Source organism: Citrobacter amalonaticus, from assembly GCF_002918555.1.
Classification (GTDB): domain Bacteria; phylum Pseudomonadota; class Gammaproteobacteria; order Enterobacterales; family Enterobacteriaceae; genus Citrobacter_C; species Citrobacter_C amalonaticus_A.
The window spans coordinates 43,741-59,888 of sequence record NZ_PQMB01000002.1; the positions used below are offsets into that span (position 1 = coordinate 43,741).

The 16,148-nt window shown below is 53.2% G+C and carries 16 protein-coding genes and 2 pseudogenes; 9 read left to right on the forward strand and 9 right to left on the reverse strand.

What is annotated here, in order from left to right:
• The first annotated feature begins 120 nt into the window (after positions 1–120).
• Positions 121–1,410, forward strand: coding sequence for a voltage-gated ClC-type chloride channel ClcB (clcB, locus tag C3432_RS05580; protein WP_103775685.1), 1,290 nt, complete (start codon positions 121–123; stop codon positions 1,408–1,410).
• On the opposite strand, the gene bioD is transcribed toward clcB, so the two are convergent.
• From bioD to C3432_RS05595, 3 genes are all read right to left on the reverse strand, one after another.
• Complete coding sequence (gene bioD, locus C3432_RS05585) at positions 1,366–2,061, reverse strand: dethiobiotin synthase (RefSeq protein WP_103775686.1); 696 nt, start codon at positions 2,059–2,061, stop codon at positions 1,366–1,368. The two genes, clcB and bioD, sit on opposite strands and share 45 nt — an antisense overlap.
• A gap of 125 nt (positions 2,062–2,186) precedes the next feature.
• Entirely contained in the window at positions 2,187–3,407 is a 1,221-nt protein-coding gene (gene mlc, locus C3432_RS05590) for a sugar metabolism global transcriptional regulator Mlc (protein WP_103775687.1), read from the reverse strand.
• Between the two features lie 115 nt (positions 3,408–3,522).
• Positions 3,523–4,434, reverse strand: a complete 912-nt coding sequence (locus C3432_RS05595) for a LysR family transcriptional regulator (protein ID WP_103775688.1) — start codon at positions 4,432–4,434, stop codon at positions 3,523–3,525.
• Between the two features lie 92 nt (positions 4,435–4,526).
• Here C3432_RS05595 and C3432_RS05600 point away from each other — a divergent pair, with 92 nt between their 5' ends.
• Complete coding sequence (locus tag C3432_RS05600; RefSeq protein ID WP_103776912.1) at positions 4,527–5,780, forward strand: MFS transporter; 1,254 nt, start codon at positions 4,527–4,529, stop codon at positions 5,778–5,780.
• Positions 5,781–5,820: 40 nt separating this feature from the next.
• On the opposite strand, the gene C3432_RS28300 is transcribed toward C3432_RS05600, so the two are convergent.
• Positions 5,821–5,928 carry a KPN_01571 family protein gene (locus tag C3432_RS28300; protein WP_219816719.1) on the reverse strand — a complete coding sequence of 36 codons (108 nt, stop codon included), beginning with the start codon at positions 5,926–5,928 and terminating at the stop codon, positions 5,821–5,823.
• Positions 5,929–6,058: 130 nt separating this feature from the next.
• Here C3432_RS28300 and C3432_RS05605 point away from each other — a divergent pair.
• The 6 genes and pseudogenes from C3432_RS05605 to C3432_RS05635 all read left to right on the forward strand — a co-directional run.
• Positions 6,059–6,988, forward strand: a pseudogene (locus C3432_RS05605) (carboxypeptidase M32); the annotation flags it as partial.
• Positions 6,989–7,073: 85 nt separating this feature from the next.
• Positions 7,074–8,282 (forward strand): RNA-guided endonuclease InsQ/TnpB family protein, encoded by a 1,209-nt coding sequence (locus tag C3432_RS05615; RefSeq protein WP_103775689.1) that lies wholly within the window; start codon positions 7,074–7,076, stop codon positions 8,280–8,282.
• 48 nt (positions 8,283–8,330) lie between these two features.
• A pseudogene (locus tag C3432_RS05620) lies at positions 8,331–8,879 on the forward strand (carboxypeptidase M32); the annotation flags it as partial.
• Positions 8,880–9,028: 149 nt separating this feature from the next.
• Positions 9,029–9,340, forward strand: a complete 312-nt coding sequence (asr, locus tag C3432_RS05625; protein ID WP_146050877.1) for an acid resistance repetitive basic protein Asr — start codon at positions 9,029–9,031, stop codon at positions 9,338–9,340.
• A gap of 69 nt (positions 9,341–9,409) precedes the next feature.
• A complete protein-coding gene (locus C3432_RS05630; protein WP_099434124.1) occupies positions 9,410–9,493 on the forward strand; it encodes a hypothetical protein in 84 nt (27 codons plus the stop codon).
• Between the two features lie 100 nt (positions 9,494–9,593).
• Positions 9,594–10,415, forward strand: a complete 822-nt coding sequence (locus C3432_RS05635) for a trypsin-like serine peptidase (protein ID WP_103775691.1) — start codon at positions 9,594–9,596, stop codon at positions 10,413–10,415.
• 30 nt (positions 10,416–10,445) lie between these two features.
• On the opposite strand, the gene mdtI is transcribed toward C3432_RS05635, so the two are convergent.
• The 3 genes from mdtI to C3432_RS28520 all read right to left on the reverse strand — a co-directional run bounded on the left by mdtI (position 10,446) and on the right by C3432_RS28520 (position 11,406).
• Positions 10,446–10,775 carry a multidrug/spermidine efflux SMR transporter subunit MdtI gene (gene mdtI, locus C3432_RS05640; RefSeq protein WP_103775692.1) on the reverse strand — a complete coding sequence of 110 codons (330 nt, stop codon included), beginning with the start codon at positions 10,773–10,775 and terminating at the stop codon, positions 10,446–10,448.
• A complete protein-coding gene (gene mdtJ, locus C3432_RS05645) occupies positions 10,762–11,127 on the reverse strand; it encodes a multidrug/spermidine efflux SMR transporter subunit MdtJ (RefSeq protein ID WP_181012908.1) in 366 nt (121 codons plus the stop codon). The genes mdtI and mdtJ overlap by 14 nt, the downstream gene beginning before the upstream one ends.
• Before the next feature lie 108 nt (positions 11,128–11,235).
• On the reverse strand, positions 11,236–11,406 hold the full coding sequence (locus tag C3432_RS28520; protein WP_103775694.1) for a protein YdgV: 171 nt from the start codon (positions 11,404–11,406) through the stop codon (positions 11,236–11,238).
• 135 nt (positions 11,407–11,541) lie between these two features.
• On the opposite strand from C3432_RS28520, the gene C3432_RS05655 reads away from it, so the two are divergent.
• Positions 11,542–12,576, forward strand: coding sequence for an AI-2E family transporter (locus tag C3432_RS05655; RefSeq protein ID WP_103775695.1), 1,035 nt, complete (start codon positions 11,542–11,544; stop codon positions 12,574–12,576).
• 135 nt (positions 12,577–12,711) lie between these two features.
• Here the strand turns inward: C3432_RS05655 and pntB are convergent, their stop codons facing one another.
• Complete coding sequence (gene pntB / locus C3432_RS05660; RefSeq protein WP_103775696.1) at positions 12,712–14,100, reverse strand: Re/Si-specific NAD(P)(+) transhydrogenase subunit beta; 1,389 nt, start codon at positions 14,098–14,100, stop codon at positions 12,712–12,714.
• Positions 14,101–14,110: 10 nt separating this feature from the next.
• Positions 14,111–15,640 (reverse strand): Re/Si-specific NAD(P)(+) transhydrogenase subunit alpha, encoded by a 1,530-nt coding sequence (pntA, locus tag C3432_RS05665; protein ID WP_103775697.1) that lies wholly within the window; start codon positions 15,638–15,640, stop codon positions 14,111–14,113.
• Positions 15,641–16,148: the final 508 nt, after the last annotated feature.

Consider the following 16,148-nt stretch of genomic DNA (forward strand, 5'->3'; position numbering starts at 1 on the left):
TTGTGCCCGGCAGCGACGCTGGCTTGCCGGGCCTGCCACATTTGCGCACGCAGTGCTTTTGCTTCCCCCGCGGTTTCCCCGCAAAATAACAAAATCTTTCATCTTCCAGTCTGGCATCCCATGCACCGTCTGCACTCCTGGCCTGATTTACGTGCGATGTTTCGTCGCCTGTTGATTGCGGCGCTTATCGGCATTCTCGCCGCGCTGGCGGTTGCCGGGTTTCGTCATGCCATGCTGGTGCTGGAGTGGCTCTTTTTAAGCAATGACACCGGCAGTCTGGTTAACGCCGCTACGGGGCTATCTCCCTGGCGACGCGCCATCACGCCAGCTCTCGGCGGTCTGGCCGCGGGGATACTGCTGTGGGGATGGCAGAAAATCAATCAGCAGCGCCCACACGCGCCGACGGACTATATGGAAGCCCTTCAGACTGATGGTCAGTTTGACTACGGGGCAAGCCTGGTTAAATCGATAGCCTCACTGCTGGTTGTCGCCAGTGGCAGCGCAATTGGTCGTGAAGGGGCAATGATCTTATTAGCGGCGCTGGCGGCTTCTGCATTTGCTCAGCGCTTTACCCCACGGGCTGAATGGAAATTGTGGATCGCATGCGGTGCGGCGGCGGGGATGGCGGGCGCGTATCACGCACCGTTGGCGGGTAGCCTGTTTATTGCTGAGATCCTGTTTGGCACGCTGATGCTGGCCTCTCTGGGACCGGTGGTGATTTCCGCCGTCTTCGCGCTGCTGACGACCCATCTGCTGAGCGGCAGTGATGCCCTGCTTTATACGGTTCATTTCACGCGGGAATTGCATGCCCTGGAATATGCCATGATTGTCAGCACGGGCGTGGTTGCTGGCCTGTGCGGCCCGCTGTTGATGTGGCTGATGACCACCAGCCATAGCGGATTTTTAAAACTGAAACTGTCACCGCCGTGGCAGCTGGCGCTGGGCGGGCTTATTGTCGGATTGCTGTCGGTGCTCACGCCAACGGTATGGGGAAATGGCTATAGCGTGGTGCAGTCGTTCCTGCTTTCACCACCGCTGCTCGCCGCCATTAGCGGAATTTTCATGTGCAAATTACTGGCGGTGCTTGCCAGTAGCGGTTCCGGCGCGCCGGGCGGTGTGTTTACGCCGACGTTGTTCGTGGGGCTGTCGATTGGGATGGTGTCTGGTCGACTCTGGGGAGTCTGGATCCCCGGCTCAGATGAGATAACTATTCTGCTGGGGTTAACGGGCATGGCGACACTGCTGGCGGCAACCACTCATGCCCCGATTATGTCTACCCTGATGATTTGCGAAATGACCGGAGAGTATCGTCTGCTCCCCGGCTTATTGGTTGCCTGCGTGGTGGCGTCGGTATTGTCGAGAACGCTACGCCAGGATTCTGTCTACCGACAGCACGCTGCCGAGCATTGACAGACGGATATACTGACCCAGCTCGCGCTGCTCTGCTCGCGGCAGATACGGCAGCTCGCCAATCAACGGGGCTGGTAGCTTTTTACTCAACACATCAATGATCTCCGCATAGTGCGCAAGACCCGGATTGATTCGGTTTGCAACCCAGCCAATCAGCGGCAGCCCGTCGTTGGCAATGGCCTGCGCCGTCAGTAAAGCATGATTGATACATCCCTCCTGGATCCCGACAACCATCAATACCGGTAACTGTTCCTGCACCACCCATTCCGAGAGCGGACGCAGGTCGTTCATCAGGCTACGCCAGCCGCCGGTGCCTTCCACCACAACATGGTCAACCTTTTCCGTCAGACTGGCGAGTCCGTTAGATAACAGGGTGTAATTGATCGGACAACTGTGCGCCACGCTGCTTTCGTCTTCGCTAAGCGCAATGGGATTGACCGCCTCATAAGGCAACTCGAGGGTCGAAACGCTTTGAAGGACCAGCGCATCTTTGTTACGCATACCCTCCGGCGTCTCTTTGCTTCCCTTCGCCACAGGCTTATAGCCTGCCACGCTTTTACCACCCGACGCTAACGCTTGTAGTAATGCGCGGGAAACGACGGTTTTCCCCACAGAAGTGTCTGTACCTGTAATAAAGAAACGCTTCAGCATCACTAACTCCACCGTTATGCTTCGAAAATATAAGTCAGGAAAATAATACAGTGGAGAAAGTCTAAGGTATGCCCGTGGGGATCAGCTTGAGTTAGCGCAAATTTTCGTACAACAGTTTAAAATTGTTAACCCTGTAATAGACGAATCAACAAAGAACCGTTATACATCGCGTCCTTGACCAGCGCCGCGCCCGCCATGGTTCCCTGATTCGAAAACTGCGTGCTCTCTACAGCAATATGCTTACTGTAGGCGGGTAGCGCCTGTTGGCGAATGCTGTCAGCAATAGCCGGAAAGAGGATATCGGCCGCCTTACTTAATGGCGAACCGATGAGTATTTTTTGCGGATTAAATAAATTGACCATAATGGCAAGGATGCGTCCGACGTGCATCCCGACGCCGCTGATAATGTCCTTTGCCAGCAAATCGCCCTGCAATGCGGCCTGACACAACGAGTCAACCGTCAACGGCTGACCGTGCAGCATGGAGCTCATTGACTGATTAAGCCTGAGTTGCGTCAGTTCAAGCACGCTATCAATGCTGGCAATCGTCTCCAGACAGCCGTGGTTACCGCAATAGCACCGCTTACCGTACGGGTCAACCTGCGTATGGCCAATTTCAACCAGGCTGCTGCTCCCCGCGTGCAGCAGATGGCCGTCAGTGATCACGCCTGCGCCAACGTTATGATCGATCACCACCTGAATCACATCACGCGCCCCGCGGGATGCGCCGAAAAGCGCCTCGGCCATTGTCCAGGCGCTAATATCATGCTGAATATAGACCGGAACACCGGTATGTTTTTCTAACGCTTCACCCAACGGCATCTCTTTCACGTCATCATAAAAGGGCATACGATGCACGACGCCATTTTCCGTATCAATGATGCCCGGTAAGGTGATAGCAATAGAGGTCAGTCGCTCAAGCTTCTGCTGATGGCGAATGAAAAACTGATCGACCTGGGTGATAACGCGTACAAGTAGCGGTGTTTCGGCGCTAAGCGGTAATTCCTCACAGTCTTCCACCACCAGTTTGCTGCTGAGATCGCGCAGCGCCAGGAATATCTCTCCCCGACTGATGCGAATAGACAGATAGTGCCAGGCCTCAGTTTCGACCACCAGCCCAACGGCCGGACGCCCACGGCTACCCGCTTCTTTGATCTCCAGCTCCTGCACCAGATGTGCCTCAAGCATTTCGCGGACAATTTTGGTAATACTGGCCGGTGCCAGTTGTGCAAGACGGGAAAGATCGATACGCGACACTGGACCCAGCTGATCAATCAGGCGATAAACCGCGCCCGCATTGGTCTGCTTTATTTGATCGATATGTCCAGGCTGACTATCAGCAACCACCTCTGACTCCCTTTATTTTCGCGCTCCGAAATAATCTGTGGGTTATGGTGAAGCACTTCAATACACGGCGTCAACTTTTTACTTAGCCGTGTGATTTACCGCACATTTTTAGCCCTTATTTAAGTAAATTAAGCCCTTTTACTGCCGTCAGTAGCTGTTGGCGAAAACGACGGGCGGCATGGCTTTGCTCGTGGTGCTTAGGCCACACCAGCCACATTTCAGAGACGGCCTCTTCTTCCGCGATGGGCACCCAGCACATTTCACTGAGCTGTAGTCGTTTAAATGATGCAGGCAATATCGAAACCCCCAGCCCAGCCGCCACCAGACCGATAATCGTCATCGCTTCCCCAACCTCCTGGGCAATCACCGGCGTCAGGTTGTAACGACGCATAAGACCCAAAATTTCATCATACAACCCCGTCCCGACGTGAGGATCAAAGAAGACAAACGGTTCTTTTACCAGTTCGGCCAGCGTCACCACCGGCTTTTGTGCCAGGGGATGTTCCCGCGGGATCATCGCCATTAAAGGTTCATGGAGAACAACTTCCCAGGCCAGAGTGTCCGGAAGTACCGTATTGCGCATTAACCCCATATCGAGCGCGCCTTCACTCAGTGGGGCGATTTGTTCACGGGTATTCATCTCCCGGGTCTGCATATGCACATCGGGAAAATCCTGACGAAAGAGCGACAGCGTGTCGGAGACCGCTTTAATAAAAGGGGCTGATGAGGTAAAGCCAATCCGTAGCTCCCCTGCTTCGCCCTGGTGTAGCCGCTCAGCGCGTGCGGCTGCATCGTTCACCAGACCAAGAATCTGCCGACTGTCAGCCAGAAATTGTTTCCCGGCGGCGGTGAGCGCCACGCTGCGGTTGGTTCGCGCCAGCAAACGTGCGCCAATCTGCTGTTCCAGAATCTGGATCTGCTGGCTTAACGGCGGCTGTGAAATGTTTAACCGTGCGGCAGCGCGGCCAAAATGCAGTTCCTCCGCAACGGCCACAAAGTAACGCAGATGACGCAGTTCAATATTCATATTTTAAAAGTATTATTTGAGACTATTAATATATTAGACAGAATATTTGGATTTTCCTACCCTTACAAGAAAGGTTTATGCAAGGATTTCAAGTGAGTCGTACTACTACTGTCGATGACGCTGCAACACGCGATGTTGGCGAACAAACCGCTTCTCAGACCGTTCAGTTTATACAACGCGGTACGTCCCCGTTTATGCGCGTCACCCTGGCATTGTTCTCCGCCGGGCTGGCAACGTTTGCTCTGCTCTACTGCGTGCAGCCGATTCTGCCCGTGCTGTCGCACGAATTTGGGGTCTCTCCTGCCAGTAGCAGTATTTCACTGTCGATCTCAACCGGGATGCTCGCGGTTGGGCTGCTGTTTACCGGGCCGCTTTCCGATGCGATTGGGCGTAAACCGGTGATGGTTACCGCACTTCTGCTGGCCTCCTGCTGTACGCTCCTTTCCACAGTGATGACCAGCTGGCACGGCATTCTGATTATGCGTGCGCTCATCGGCCTCTCCCTGAGCGGCGTTGCGGCGGTGGGCATGACCTATCTGAGTGAAGAGATCCATCCCAGCTTCGTGGCCTTTTCCATGGGGCTGTATATCAGCGGGAACTCAATCGGCGGGATGAGCGGTCGTCTGATTAGCGGCGTTTTTACCGACTTCTTTAACTGGCGTATTGCCCTGGCGGCAATAGGTTGTTTTGCCCTTGCCTCGGCGCTGATGTTCTGGAAGATCCTCCCTGAATCCCGCCATTTCCGCCCGACGTCGCTCCGCCCTAAAACGCTGTTTATCAACTTCCGTCTGCACTGGCGCGATCGGGGTCTGCCGCTGTTGTTCGCGGAGGGCTTTTTACTGATGGGGTCGTTTGTCACCCTGTTCAACTACATTGGCTACCGGCTGATGCTTTCCCCGTGGGAATTAAGCCAGGCGGTTGTCGGGCTGCTCTCCGTCGCCTATCTCACCGGTACCTGGAGTTCGCCAAAAGCAGGGGCGATGACCACGCGCTACGGTCGTGGCCCGGTCATGATATTTTCGACCTGCATAATGTTGCTGGGACTGTTGATGACGTTGTTCAGCGCCCTGTGGCTGATCTTTGCCGGAATGCTGCTTTTTTCTGCGGGATTCTTTGCGGCGCACTCCGTCGCGAGCAGCTGGATTGGGCCACGGGCACGTCGTGCCAAAGGTCAGGCGTCATCACTGTATCTGTTCAGCTATTACCTGGGATCCAGCATCGCAGGTACGCTGGGCGGCGTATTCTGGCACAGCTATGGCTGGAACGGCGTCGGCGGATTTATCACGGTGCTGCTGGTGCTGGCGATTCTGGTCGGAACGCAGCTGCATCGCCGTTTACATGTCTGAACAGAGCCCCCGGACGCGACAGAGTGTCCGGGGACGTTTCTCATCCGGCAGTGGATGACCACCCTCCCGGAATGGAAGAACCCCCTGTCAATTCCCTGACGGCATCCAGCGCCAGAAGGGCAAAGAAAACCCAATAAAGTGGATTCATGGTACTGTTTTCGCTTGTTTTAATTTTGCGGGCGCAATTCTATCCTCTTCCTATTAAAAAAATGCTACCGGGATCGAAAACTACCCCTTATGGTAGGCGATAAACCCGCGTAAACAGCTGAAGAGGAACCATGAACAACAAAAGCTACCAACAGCTCACCCGCACCTTCCAGCGTCTCTCCCGTTTCTCCCATCTTTCTGCCATCGCCAGCTGGGATATGTTTGCCATGATGCCGCCTGGCGGCAGTGCGGCCAGGGGTGAGGCGCTGGCGGAACTGAGTGTTCTCGAACATCAAATTCTTACCGCACCGGATGTCGCAGGCTGGATAACCGCTGCCGAACAAGAAAATCTGAACGATGTTGAGCAGGCGAACCTACGGGAAATGTCGCGCCTGCATCATCAGGCAGCGCTGCTGCCGGAGGCGCTGGTAGAAGCGAAGTCCCTGGCAGGGAGTCGTTGCGAACATGCCTGGCGCAGCCAGCGCCCGGCAAATGACTGGCAGGGATTCTCACAAAATCTGAAAGAGGTTGTGAAATATAGTCGCGAAGAGGCAAAACTGCGTGCCGAAGCCAAAGGCTGTACGCCTTACGATGCCCTGCTGGATATTTACGAACCGGACATGACCAGCGCCCGGCTTGACGTTCTGTTTGCCGATCTGAAAAGCTGGCTACCTGCTCTGCTGAATAAGGTCGTGGATAAACAGGCGCAGCAATCGCTTATCGCACCGGAGGGGCCGTTCCCTGCGGCGACTCAGCGTGAGCTGGGGCTGGCAACGATGTCGATGCTGGGCTTTGATTTTAATGCCGGTCGTCTGGACATCAGCGCTCATCCATTCTGCGGCGGAGTGCCGGAGGATGTGCGTATCACCACCCGTTATGATGAGAATGAGCTACTGAGCGCGCTGTTTGGCGTTATTCATGAAACGGGCCATGCCCGCTACGAGCAAAACCTGCCGCGTCATTGGCTGGGGCAACCGATCGCCCTCGCCCGCTCAACGGCTATCCACGAATCCCAGAGCTTATTCTTTGAGATGCAGCTTGGTCGCAGCCACGCATTTTTACTCAGTGCGCCGTAAAGCCCCATCCTTCAGGTCGGGGATATAAGGCGCGGTTTTCTACCTAACTGTTTTTGTTTAAAATAATGGCATGAAACGACTACAAGCATTCAAATTCCAGTTAAGACCAAATGGTCAGCAGGAGCGTGAAATGAGGCGCTTCGCAGGTGCATGTCGTTTCGTTTTTAATCGTGCTCTGGCACTTCAGAATGAGAATCATGAGGCCGGGAATAAATATATTTCCTACACGAAAATGACCTCGTGGTTGGTTGAGTGGAAAAAAGCACCCGAAACGCAATGGCTTAAAGATTCTCCCTCGCAGCCATTGCAACAGTCACTGAAAGACCTTGAACGGGCCTACAAAAATTTCTTCCAGAAGCGGGCTGCTTTCCCCCGTTTCAAAAAACGGGGACAGAATGATGCATTCCGCTATCCTCAGGGCGTTAAGCTCGACCAGGGGAACAGCCGTATTTTTCTGCCGAAACTTGGCTGGATGCGCTACCGGAACAACCGTCAGGTCGCGGGCATTGTAAAAAATGTCAATGTCAGCCAGTCATGTGGCAAGTGGTATATCAGCATTCAGACAGAATACGAAGTATCTGAACCTGTTCACCTTTCAACATCGATGGTCGGGCTGGATGCAGGCGTGGCTAAACTTGCCACGCTGTCAGATGGCACAGTCTTTGAGCCTGTAAACAGTTTTCAGAAAAACCAGAAAAAGCTGGCTACACTTCAGCGTCAGTTAAGCCGTAAGGTTAAATTCAGCAACAACTGGCAGAAACAGAAACGTAAAATACAGCGACTGCATTCCCGTATCGCAAATATCCGCAGGGACTACCTTCACAAAGTCACAACGACCGTCAGCAAAAACCACGCAATGATCGTCATTGAGGATTTGAAGGTAAGCAACATGTCCAGGTCCGCAGCGGGAACGGTCAGCCAGCCGGGGCGCAATGTCCGGGCAAAATCAGGTTTAAACCGTTCGATACTGGATCAGGGCTGGTATGAAATGCGCCGCCAGCTTGAGTACAAGCAGCTCTGGCGTGGCGGTCAGGTACTGGCTGTTCCGCCAGCGTACACAAGCCAGCGTTGCGCGTGCTGCGGTCATACAGCGAAAGAAAATCGCCTGTCACAAAGTAAATTCAGGTGTCAGGCGTGTGGATATACAGCGAACGCCGATGTAAACGGCGCTCGTAACATTTTAGCGGCGGGACACGCCGTACTTGCCTGTGGAGGGATGGAGCAGTCAGGCCGCCCGTTGAAGCAGGAACCCACCGAAATGATTCAGGCGACAGCCTGAACGTAGCAGGAATCCACGTCCTTCAGGGCGTGGAGGATGTCAAAGCACTTAATCCCTGCCGTAAAACGGTATTTTGGTGATCAACCCGCCTTCGACACGCAGAACTTTATCGCCTGGAACCAGCGCGTGAAGCCGGGATATATTCGCGTGGATGCGGATGAAGTGAGCTATCCCGCCCACGTTATTTTACGCTATGAGATTGAACGTCAGCTTATCAATGGCGACATTGAAGTGGAGGATATTCCGGCGCTGTGGAATGAAAAAATGCAGAGCTGGCTGGGGCTGTCCACCGAGGGTAATTACCGGGACGGCTGTATGCAGGATATTCACTGGACCGATGGCGGATTTGGCTATTTCCCTTCTTATACCCTGGGAGCCATGTATGCTGCACAGTTATTCAGCGCAGCCAGTCGTGCGCTGCCGGATCTGAATAACCAGATTGCAGAAGGCAATTTCAGCGCCTTGTTTGACTGGTTACGGCAAAATATCTGGCGGCACGGTAGCCGTTTTACCACCGCACAGCTCATTACTCAGGCCACCGGAGAAGCGCTGAGTAGCCGCTATTTCCGCGCCCATCTCGAATCGCGCTATCTCTGAATTACCGTGCCGGGCCATTCAGCCCGGCATTGTACATCTCGTTACACGCCGATACCAATGACTCACGGAAACCCTCAATTTACAGCGATATAGTTATCTCAACGGCCCCGCAGTGGGGTTGAATGAAAAACCAAATCGAGGGTATGAGAATGAAAAAAGTATTAGCTCTGGTTGTTGCCGCTGCTATGGGTCTGTCTTCTGCTGCTTTTGCTGCTGAAACCACCACAACGGCGCCGGCCGCTGCGCCGACGGCGAAAGCCGCTCCGGCCAAAACGACGCATCACAAAAAACATCATAAAGCAGCAACTCAGAAAGCGCCGGAACAAAAAGCGCAGGCTGCTAAAAAACACGCTAAAAAAGCGAAAGCCACTACCGAACAGAAAGCGCCGGAGCAAAAAGCGCAGGCCGCTAAAAAACACACCAGGAAACACACCAGTCCAGCCGCTCAACCGGCAGCTTAAGTCCTGAACCCGTAATACAACGGCGCTGAACGCTTCCCCTGTTTAGCGCCGTCTTTTTCGGAGGGTAACATGGTGCGCCGTTATCGCTTTGAGTTCATTCTTATCACGCTTATTTTATGTGCGCTCATCGCCGCCCGTTTTTATCTTTCCTGATTGTAGTTCTCTGATTTTACTCCCACTTTTCTACCGTCCCGTCTATAGTATTTACTGAGGGTTTGCTTTTAATAATCATAATTACCCACCAGAGTGTGATATGCGTAAAACCGTTGCAGTAATACTGGGTTCTCTTTGTCTTTCTTCCGGTGCTGTTTATGCAGATAAGCCTGACAGCGATACGCCGGAAACCAGTGAAGTCAAAACGCTGTTTTTTGGCCAGGACGATCGGGTTCAGGTTGCCGATCCCACGCAATCGCCGTGGGATGCCATTGGACAACTGGAGACGGCCAGCGGCAATTTATGTACCGCAACCCTGATTTCACCACATCTGGCGCTGACGGCCGGACACTGCCTGCTCACGCCGCCAAAAGGCAAGCCTGATAAAGCGGTTGCGTTGCGTTTTGTCTCGCAAAAAGGGCTATGGCGTTACGAAATTCACGGAATTGAAGGTCGCGTCGATCCTGGCCTGGGTAAACGCTTAAAAGCAGATGGCGACGGCTGGATTGTTCCCCCTGCCGCGGCGCCGTGGGATTTTGGTCTGATAATATTGCGCTATCCACCATCCGGTATTACGCCGCTGCCGCTATTTGCAGGTGATAAGGCCGAGCTGACCGATGCGCTAAAAAATGTCGGGCGTAAAGTGACGCAGTCCGGCTATCCGGAAGACCATCTGAATGCGCTGTATACTCACCAGGACTGTATCGTAACAGGATGGGCGCAAAATTCAGTTCTCTCTCATCAGTGCGATACATTGCCCGGTGACAGCGGCTCGCCGCTGATGTTGCACACCGACGCCGGCTGGCAGTTGATTGGGGTGCAAAGTTCAGCTCCGGCGGCGAAAGATCGCTGGCGCGCTGACAACCGTGCAATTTCCGTTACCGGCTTTCGCGATAAGCTGGAAGCGCTGGCTCAGCAATGACGCTGCCCGCTGTTGCGGGCAGCACGGGGATCAGGCCAGTTTAATCATTACCATACCGGCCAACAACAGAACCACACCAATCCATCCCTTGTGATTCAGACGCTGCCCGAAGAGTACCCAACCGGCGGCAAGCGTAGCGGCGATCCCAAATCCCCCCCACAGCGCATAGGCAACTGAGAGGTCGATCCCCTTAACCGCCTGCGACAGTGCGCTAAAGGCAGCCAGCACCGCCACGAGGGACAGGATGCCGTAAAATTTACGCCGGAAACCATCGGAGAACTTCAAAAATACGTTGGCGGCGATCTCCAGTACGATCGCGACGGCAAGCCAGGCAGCGTGAACCCATTCAAACTGCTGCATGAGTCACCTCCTCCACCTGTTTTCGTGGTTTACGTGTGCCTGATTTGATCAACACGATACCCAGCACCAGCGTTATCAAACCAGCAATTTTCATTGCGGATAAACTTTCATCAAATAACAACACGCTAAACAGCGTAATAAATAAAATACCGATCCCTTCCCACAGCGCATAGGCCACGCCGAGGGCGATTTTTTTAACGGCAAAAGAGAGGAAAATATATGAAAGCGTAATCATCACCAGCATTAAAATAAATCCGGTGTTGCCATTGCTCACGCTGGCCCACTTCATCGATAGCGTTCCGGTAATTTCAGCCGCAATGGCCAGGCCTAATAAAATCCAGTAAAACATGATGCTTCTCCTGCTTGAGAATATAATCTCCGGGGCTTGCCGAAAGCAGCAAACCTGAAAATAAAATCAGTTAGCTAAGCGCAAAGCGCCAGCCTGGGCAGAAGAAAGGGACTAAAGCGCGTTACGCCAGTGCTGTTCGCCAGCAAGCAGGAAAGAGGAGGAGATGCAAACCAGAGTTGTGGTAGAAAAAAAGGTTCTGAACATATTGTCCATAATATTACAATTATCCGCAGTGTTGCTTCTCGTCATCGCGGATGATAATTGTCCTCGGTAGTTGAACACGCCTGATTTGTACCATAGCTTAAGAATTAACTCAAAACCTTTTCACTTCTTTACCTGAACTGTTTGATTTTTGCCAGGACCACATGACAGAAATCACATTATTATAGAAATAAGACAAATTTTTCAGGAATTAGCATGGCAAAACCAATCATCACGCTGAACGGCCTAAAAATCGTTATTATGCTGGGGATGCTGGTTATCATCCTTACTGGCATCCGTTTCGCAGCCGATATTGTGGTGCCGTTTATTCTGGCGTTATTTATCGCGGTCGTACTCAACCCTTTGGTTCAGCGACTGGTCATACTGCGCGTGCCCCGCGTGTTAGCCATCTCCTTGCTGATTATGGTTATTGTGCTGGCAATGGTGCTACTACTGGCCTACCTGGGGACCTCGTTAAATGAGCTGGCGCGCACGCTGCCGCAGTATCGCTCCTCGCTGGTCATTCCCCTGAAGAACATTGAGCCGTGGCTACAGCGCGCGGGCATTGGCGTCTCCGTTGATGAACTGGTGAAATACATCGACCCTAACGCTGCAATGATTTTAGTCACTAACCTGCTGGCCCAACTTTCAAACGCCATGTCATCGATTTTCCTTCTGTTGCTGACGGTCGTTTTTATGCTGCTGGAGGTGCCACAGCTACCGACCAAACTGCAACAGATAATGGTGCGCCCGACTGAAGGTATGGCTGCGATCCAACGCGCCATTGACAGCGTATCGCACTATCTGGTGCTGAAAACCGCCATTAGCCTCGTCACCGGCGTCGTGGTTTGGGGGATGCTGGTTGCGCTGGAGGTGCGGTTTGCCTTCGTCTGGGGATTGCTGGCCTTTGCGCTTAACTACATTCCGAATATTGGTTCGGTGCTGGCAGCCATCCCCCCTATCGCTCAGGTGCTGGTATTTGGCGGCTTATACGATGCGCTGGTAGTACTGGCGGGATTCCTTGTCATTAATCTGGTGTTCGGTAATATTCTCGAACCCCGCATCATGGGACGTGGGTTAGGACTTTCCACGCTGGTGGTCTTTTTATCGTTAATCTTCTGGGGATGGTTGTTAGGTCCGGTAGGAATGCTGCTCTCTGTGCCGCTGACCATCATTGTTAAGATTGCCCTTGAGCACAGTGATGGCGGTCAAAGCATCGCCATCCTGCTGGGCGATATGAATAAAGACTGAGAGACCGTGCCGCGTGGCACACATCCGGGAAATAAGGGCGGGTTAATCAATCACGCTTATCAAACCGGAAAAACCCTGCAATAAGTGCAAAAAAAAACGGCCTCCGCAGAGGCCGTTGGCTTTTTGTATCAAACGTTACAGCGATTTCAGAATCGCATCGACACTGGCTTTGGCGTCGCCAAACAGCATCTGCGTGTTCTCTTTGAAGAACAGCGGGTTCTGAACGCCAGCGTAACCGGTATTCATTGAACGCTTGAACACGATAACGTTCTGCGCTTTCCACACTTCCAGCACCGGCATCCCCGCAATCGGACTCTTAGGATCGTCCTGCGCCGCTGGGTTAACCGTGTCGTTTGCGCCGATCACCAGTACCGTATCGGTATCAGAAAAATCGTCGTTGATCTCATCCATTTCCAGCACGATGTCATACGGTACTTTCGCTTCCGCCAGCAGTACGTTCATGTGACCAGGCAAGCGCCCTGCCACCGGGTGAATACCAAAACGCACCTTAATCCCGCGCGCACGCAGTTTCTCAGTGATTTCCGCCACCGGATACTGCGCCTGGGCAACCGCCATGCCATAACCCGGAGTGATGATCACCGATTGGGCGTTTTTCAGCATTTCAGCGGTCTCTTCCGCCGTAATTTCACGGTGTTCGCCCGCTTCCTGATCGTCCCCACCTGAGGAGCCATCAGTACCGAAACCGCCAGCAATTACACTGATAAAAGAGCGGTTCATCGCCTTACACATAATGTAAGAGAGGATCGCACCAGAGGAACCGACCAGCGCCCCCGTTACAATCAGCAGATCGTTGCTCAGCATGAAACCTGCCGCCGCCGCCGCCCAACCGGAATAGGAGTTGAGCATAGAAACGACAACCGGCATATCGGCCCCGCCGATAGACGCCACCAGATGCCAGCCGAAGGCCAGCGCGATGACGGTCATTATCAGCAGCGCCAGAACCTGCAGACCAACGCTTTCGGTACGGACAAACACAATCAGCAGCAGGAAGGAGACCACCAGCGCAGCCAGATTCATCTTGTGACGGTTTGGCAGCATCAGCGGCTTCGAGGAGATCTTGCCGCGCAGTTTGCCAAATGCCACCACGGACCCCGTGAAGGTTACCGCACCGATGAAAATCCCCAGGAACACTTCTGTCAGGTGAATATTCACCAGAATCGGTTCCAGACCCGCTTCGTGATACAGGTAGCTGTTAAAGCCTACCAGCACCGCAGCCAGACCGACGAAGCTGTGCAGAATTGCCACCAGCTCCGGCATTTCGGTCATTTCAACTTTCTTCGCCAGACGAATACCAATCGCGCCGCCGATGATCATCGCCACCAGAATCCACGCAACGTTGCCGGTATCCGGACCAAAAATCGTGGCAATCAGCGCAATCGCCATCCCGGCGATACCGTAGTTGTTACCCCGCTGCGAGGTTTCATGTTTTGAAAGCCCCGCCAGACTGAAAATAAACAGGATCGCGGCAACAATGTATGCAGCTGTAACTAATCCTCCAGACATGTGTTACCCCTTAGTTTTTCCGGAACATTTTCAGCATGCGCTGAGTCACGGTGAAGCCACCGAAAATATTAATGCTGGCAATCAGGACCGCGATAAAGCTCAGGAAGCTCACCCAGCCGCCCTGACCAATTTGCAACAACGCCCCGACAACAATAATCCCTGAGATGGCGTTGGTTACGGACATTAGCGGCGTATGCAGCGCGTGAGAAACGTTCCACACCACGTAGTACCCTACAACACAGGAGAGTGCGAATACGGTGAAGTGGCCAAGAAACTCCTTCGGCGCCACATCTGCCAGCCAGCCAAAAAGAATAATGGCCAGCGCCATCAGCGCGTATTTGCGCCACGGCGATGCCGGTTGTTCCGCTTCTTTCGGTGCAGGAGCCGCTTTAGGCGCCGCCTGTGGCTGAGCAGAAACCTGAATGGGAGGCGCGGGCCAGGTAATCTCCCCCTCACGCACGACCGTCACGCCACGGATGACCACGTCGTCAAAATCCACGGAGATATTGCCGTCTTTTTCCTTGCACAGCAGCTTGAGCAGGTTGACGAGGTTAGTCCCATAAAGCTGAGAGGACTGCGTCGGCAGACGACCCGGCAGATCGGTATAGCCGATGACTTTCACCCCGTTCGCCGTCGTGGTGACCTGCCCCGCAACGGTATATTCGCAGTTACCGCCGTTTTGCGCCGCCAGATCGACAATGACGCTCCCCGCCTTCATGGAATCAACCATCTCACGCGTTATAAGCTTCGGCGCGGGTTTACCCGGGATAAGCGCAGTGGTCACAATAATGTCGACCTCTTTTGCCTGGGCGGCAAAGAGTGCCATCTCGGCTTTAATGAACGCCTCAGACATGACTTTGGCATAGCCGTCGCCGCTACCCGCTTCCTCCTTGAAATCCAGTTCAAGGAACTCAGCGCCCATACTCTGGATCTGTTCCTTAACTTCCGGACGGGTGTCAAAAGCGCGAACGATTGCCCCAAGACTGTTAGCCGCTCCGATAGCGGCAAGACCGGCAACGCCTGCCCCGATCACCATTACTTTTGCGGGCGGAACTTTACCTGCCGCCGTGATTTGTCCGGTAAAGAAACGGCCAAATTCATGCGCAGCTTCGACAATCGCGCGATAACCCGCGATGTTGGCCATTGAACTCAGGGCATCCAGCGACTGCGCACGCGAGATACGCGGTACAGAATCCATCGCCATCACCGTTACACTGCGTTCAGCGAGCTTTTGCATTAACTCTGGATTCTGCGCAGGCCAGATAAAGCTGACCAGCGTTGTACCCGCATTCAGCAATGGAATTTCGTGGTCTTCCGGTGCATTAACCTTCAGGATAATTTCCGACTGCCAGATGGCATTGCCGTCTACAATTTCCGCGCCGGCTTGCACAAACGCGTTATCGTCAAAACTTGCCAGAATACCCGCGCCGCTTTCGACCGCGACGGTGAAACCCAGTTTCAGCAGCTGCTCAACCGTCTTCGGCGTGGCGGCTACGCGGGTTTCATTGGTAAACCGTTCTTTTGGTATGCCAATTCGCATAATGTTCCCTTCCATCGGTATTTTTGATGATGGTTTGTCAACAATCGTGGAATTGCCTGCGCAATCTCACGGGAGAGGTCAACGTTACCTCAGAAAAATAAAACAGTAACAAACTCTCTATAACCTACTGAAAATAGCGCCTGCGATCTAGCGCCAAAAAAAGTATTTATCAGTAAATCTGCAAAACAGGAACGATTCAGCCTGCAAAGCGGAATAATGGTCTTGAATTCGTGACGGAGGGCCGATAATTCGCTCAGGCGAAGCGGCAAAACATGATTTAGCGCCATAACGGATCAACTAATTAACATTAAATTAACTTATGAAATTCAACTGTTTCATCAGTTTTAGCCTCCGGGCGCCTGTTTTTTGGACATATCACGAATTGTTATCGACCTTGTGACCTCATACATTATGATGAATGAAAAATCACGCAGACATTCACCGGATTTAAATGCAATAATCAGCCACGTTTCTAGTCAATAACAATACCAGTACCTGGTTTGCGCAA

What these genes read in the sequence shown, in the direction of transcription:
- C3432_RS05615 (WP_103775689.1), top strand. Translation starts at nt 7,074, where the DNA reads ATGAAACGACTACAAGCATTCAAATTCCAGTTAAGACCAAATGGTCAG.
- C3432_RS05630 (WP_099434124.1), top strand. Translation starts at nt 9,410, where the DNA reads ATGGTGCGCCGTTATCGCTTTGAGTTCATTCTTATCACGCTTATTTTA.
- C3432_RS05635 (WP_103775691.1), top strand. Translation starts at nt 9,594, where the DNA reads ATGCGTAAAACCGTTGCAGTAATACTGGGTTCTCTTTGTCTTTCTTCC.
- pntA (WP_103775697.1), bottom strand. Translation starts at nt 15,640, where the DNA reads ATGCGAATTGGCATACCAAAAGAACGGTTTACCAATGAAACCCGCGTA.
- mdtI (WP_103775692.1), bottom strand. Translation starts at nt 10,775, where the DNA reads ATGCAGCAGTTTGAATGGGTTCACGCTGCCTGGCTTGCCGTCGCGATC.
- clcB (WP_103775685.1), top strand. Translation starts at nt 121, where the DNA reads ATGCACCGTCTGCACTCCTGGCCTGATTTACGTGCGATGTTTCGTCGC.
- asr (WP_146050877.1), top strand. Translation starts at nt 9,029, where the DNA reads ATGAAAAAAGTATTAGCTCTGGTTGTTGCCGCTGCTATGGGTCTGTCT.
- C3432_RS05595 (WP_103775688.1), bottom strand. Translation starts at nt 4,434, where the DNA reads ATGAATATTGAACTGCGTCATCTGCGTTACTTTGTGGCCGTTGCGGAG.
- bioD (WP_103775686.1), bottom strand. Translation starts at nt 2,061, where the DNA reads ATGCTGAAGCGTTTCTTTATTACAGGTACAGACACTTCTGTGGGGAAA.
- C3432_RS05655 (WP_103775695.1), top strand. Translation starts at nt 11,542, where the DNA reads ATGGCAAAACCAATCATCACGCTGAACGGCCTAAAAATCGTTATTATG.
- C3432_RS28300 (WP_219816719.1), bottom strand. Translation starts at nt 5,928, where the DNA reads ATGAATCCACTTTATTGGGTTTTCTTTGCCCTTCTGGCGCTGGATGCC.
- pntB (WP_103775696.1), bottom strand. Translation starts at nt 14,100, where the DNA reads ATGTCTGGAGGATTAGTTACAGCTGCATACATTGTTGCCGCGATCCTG.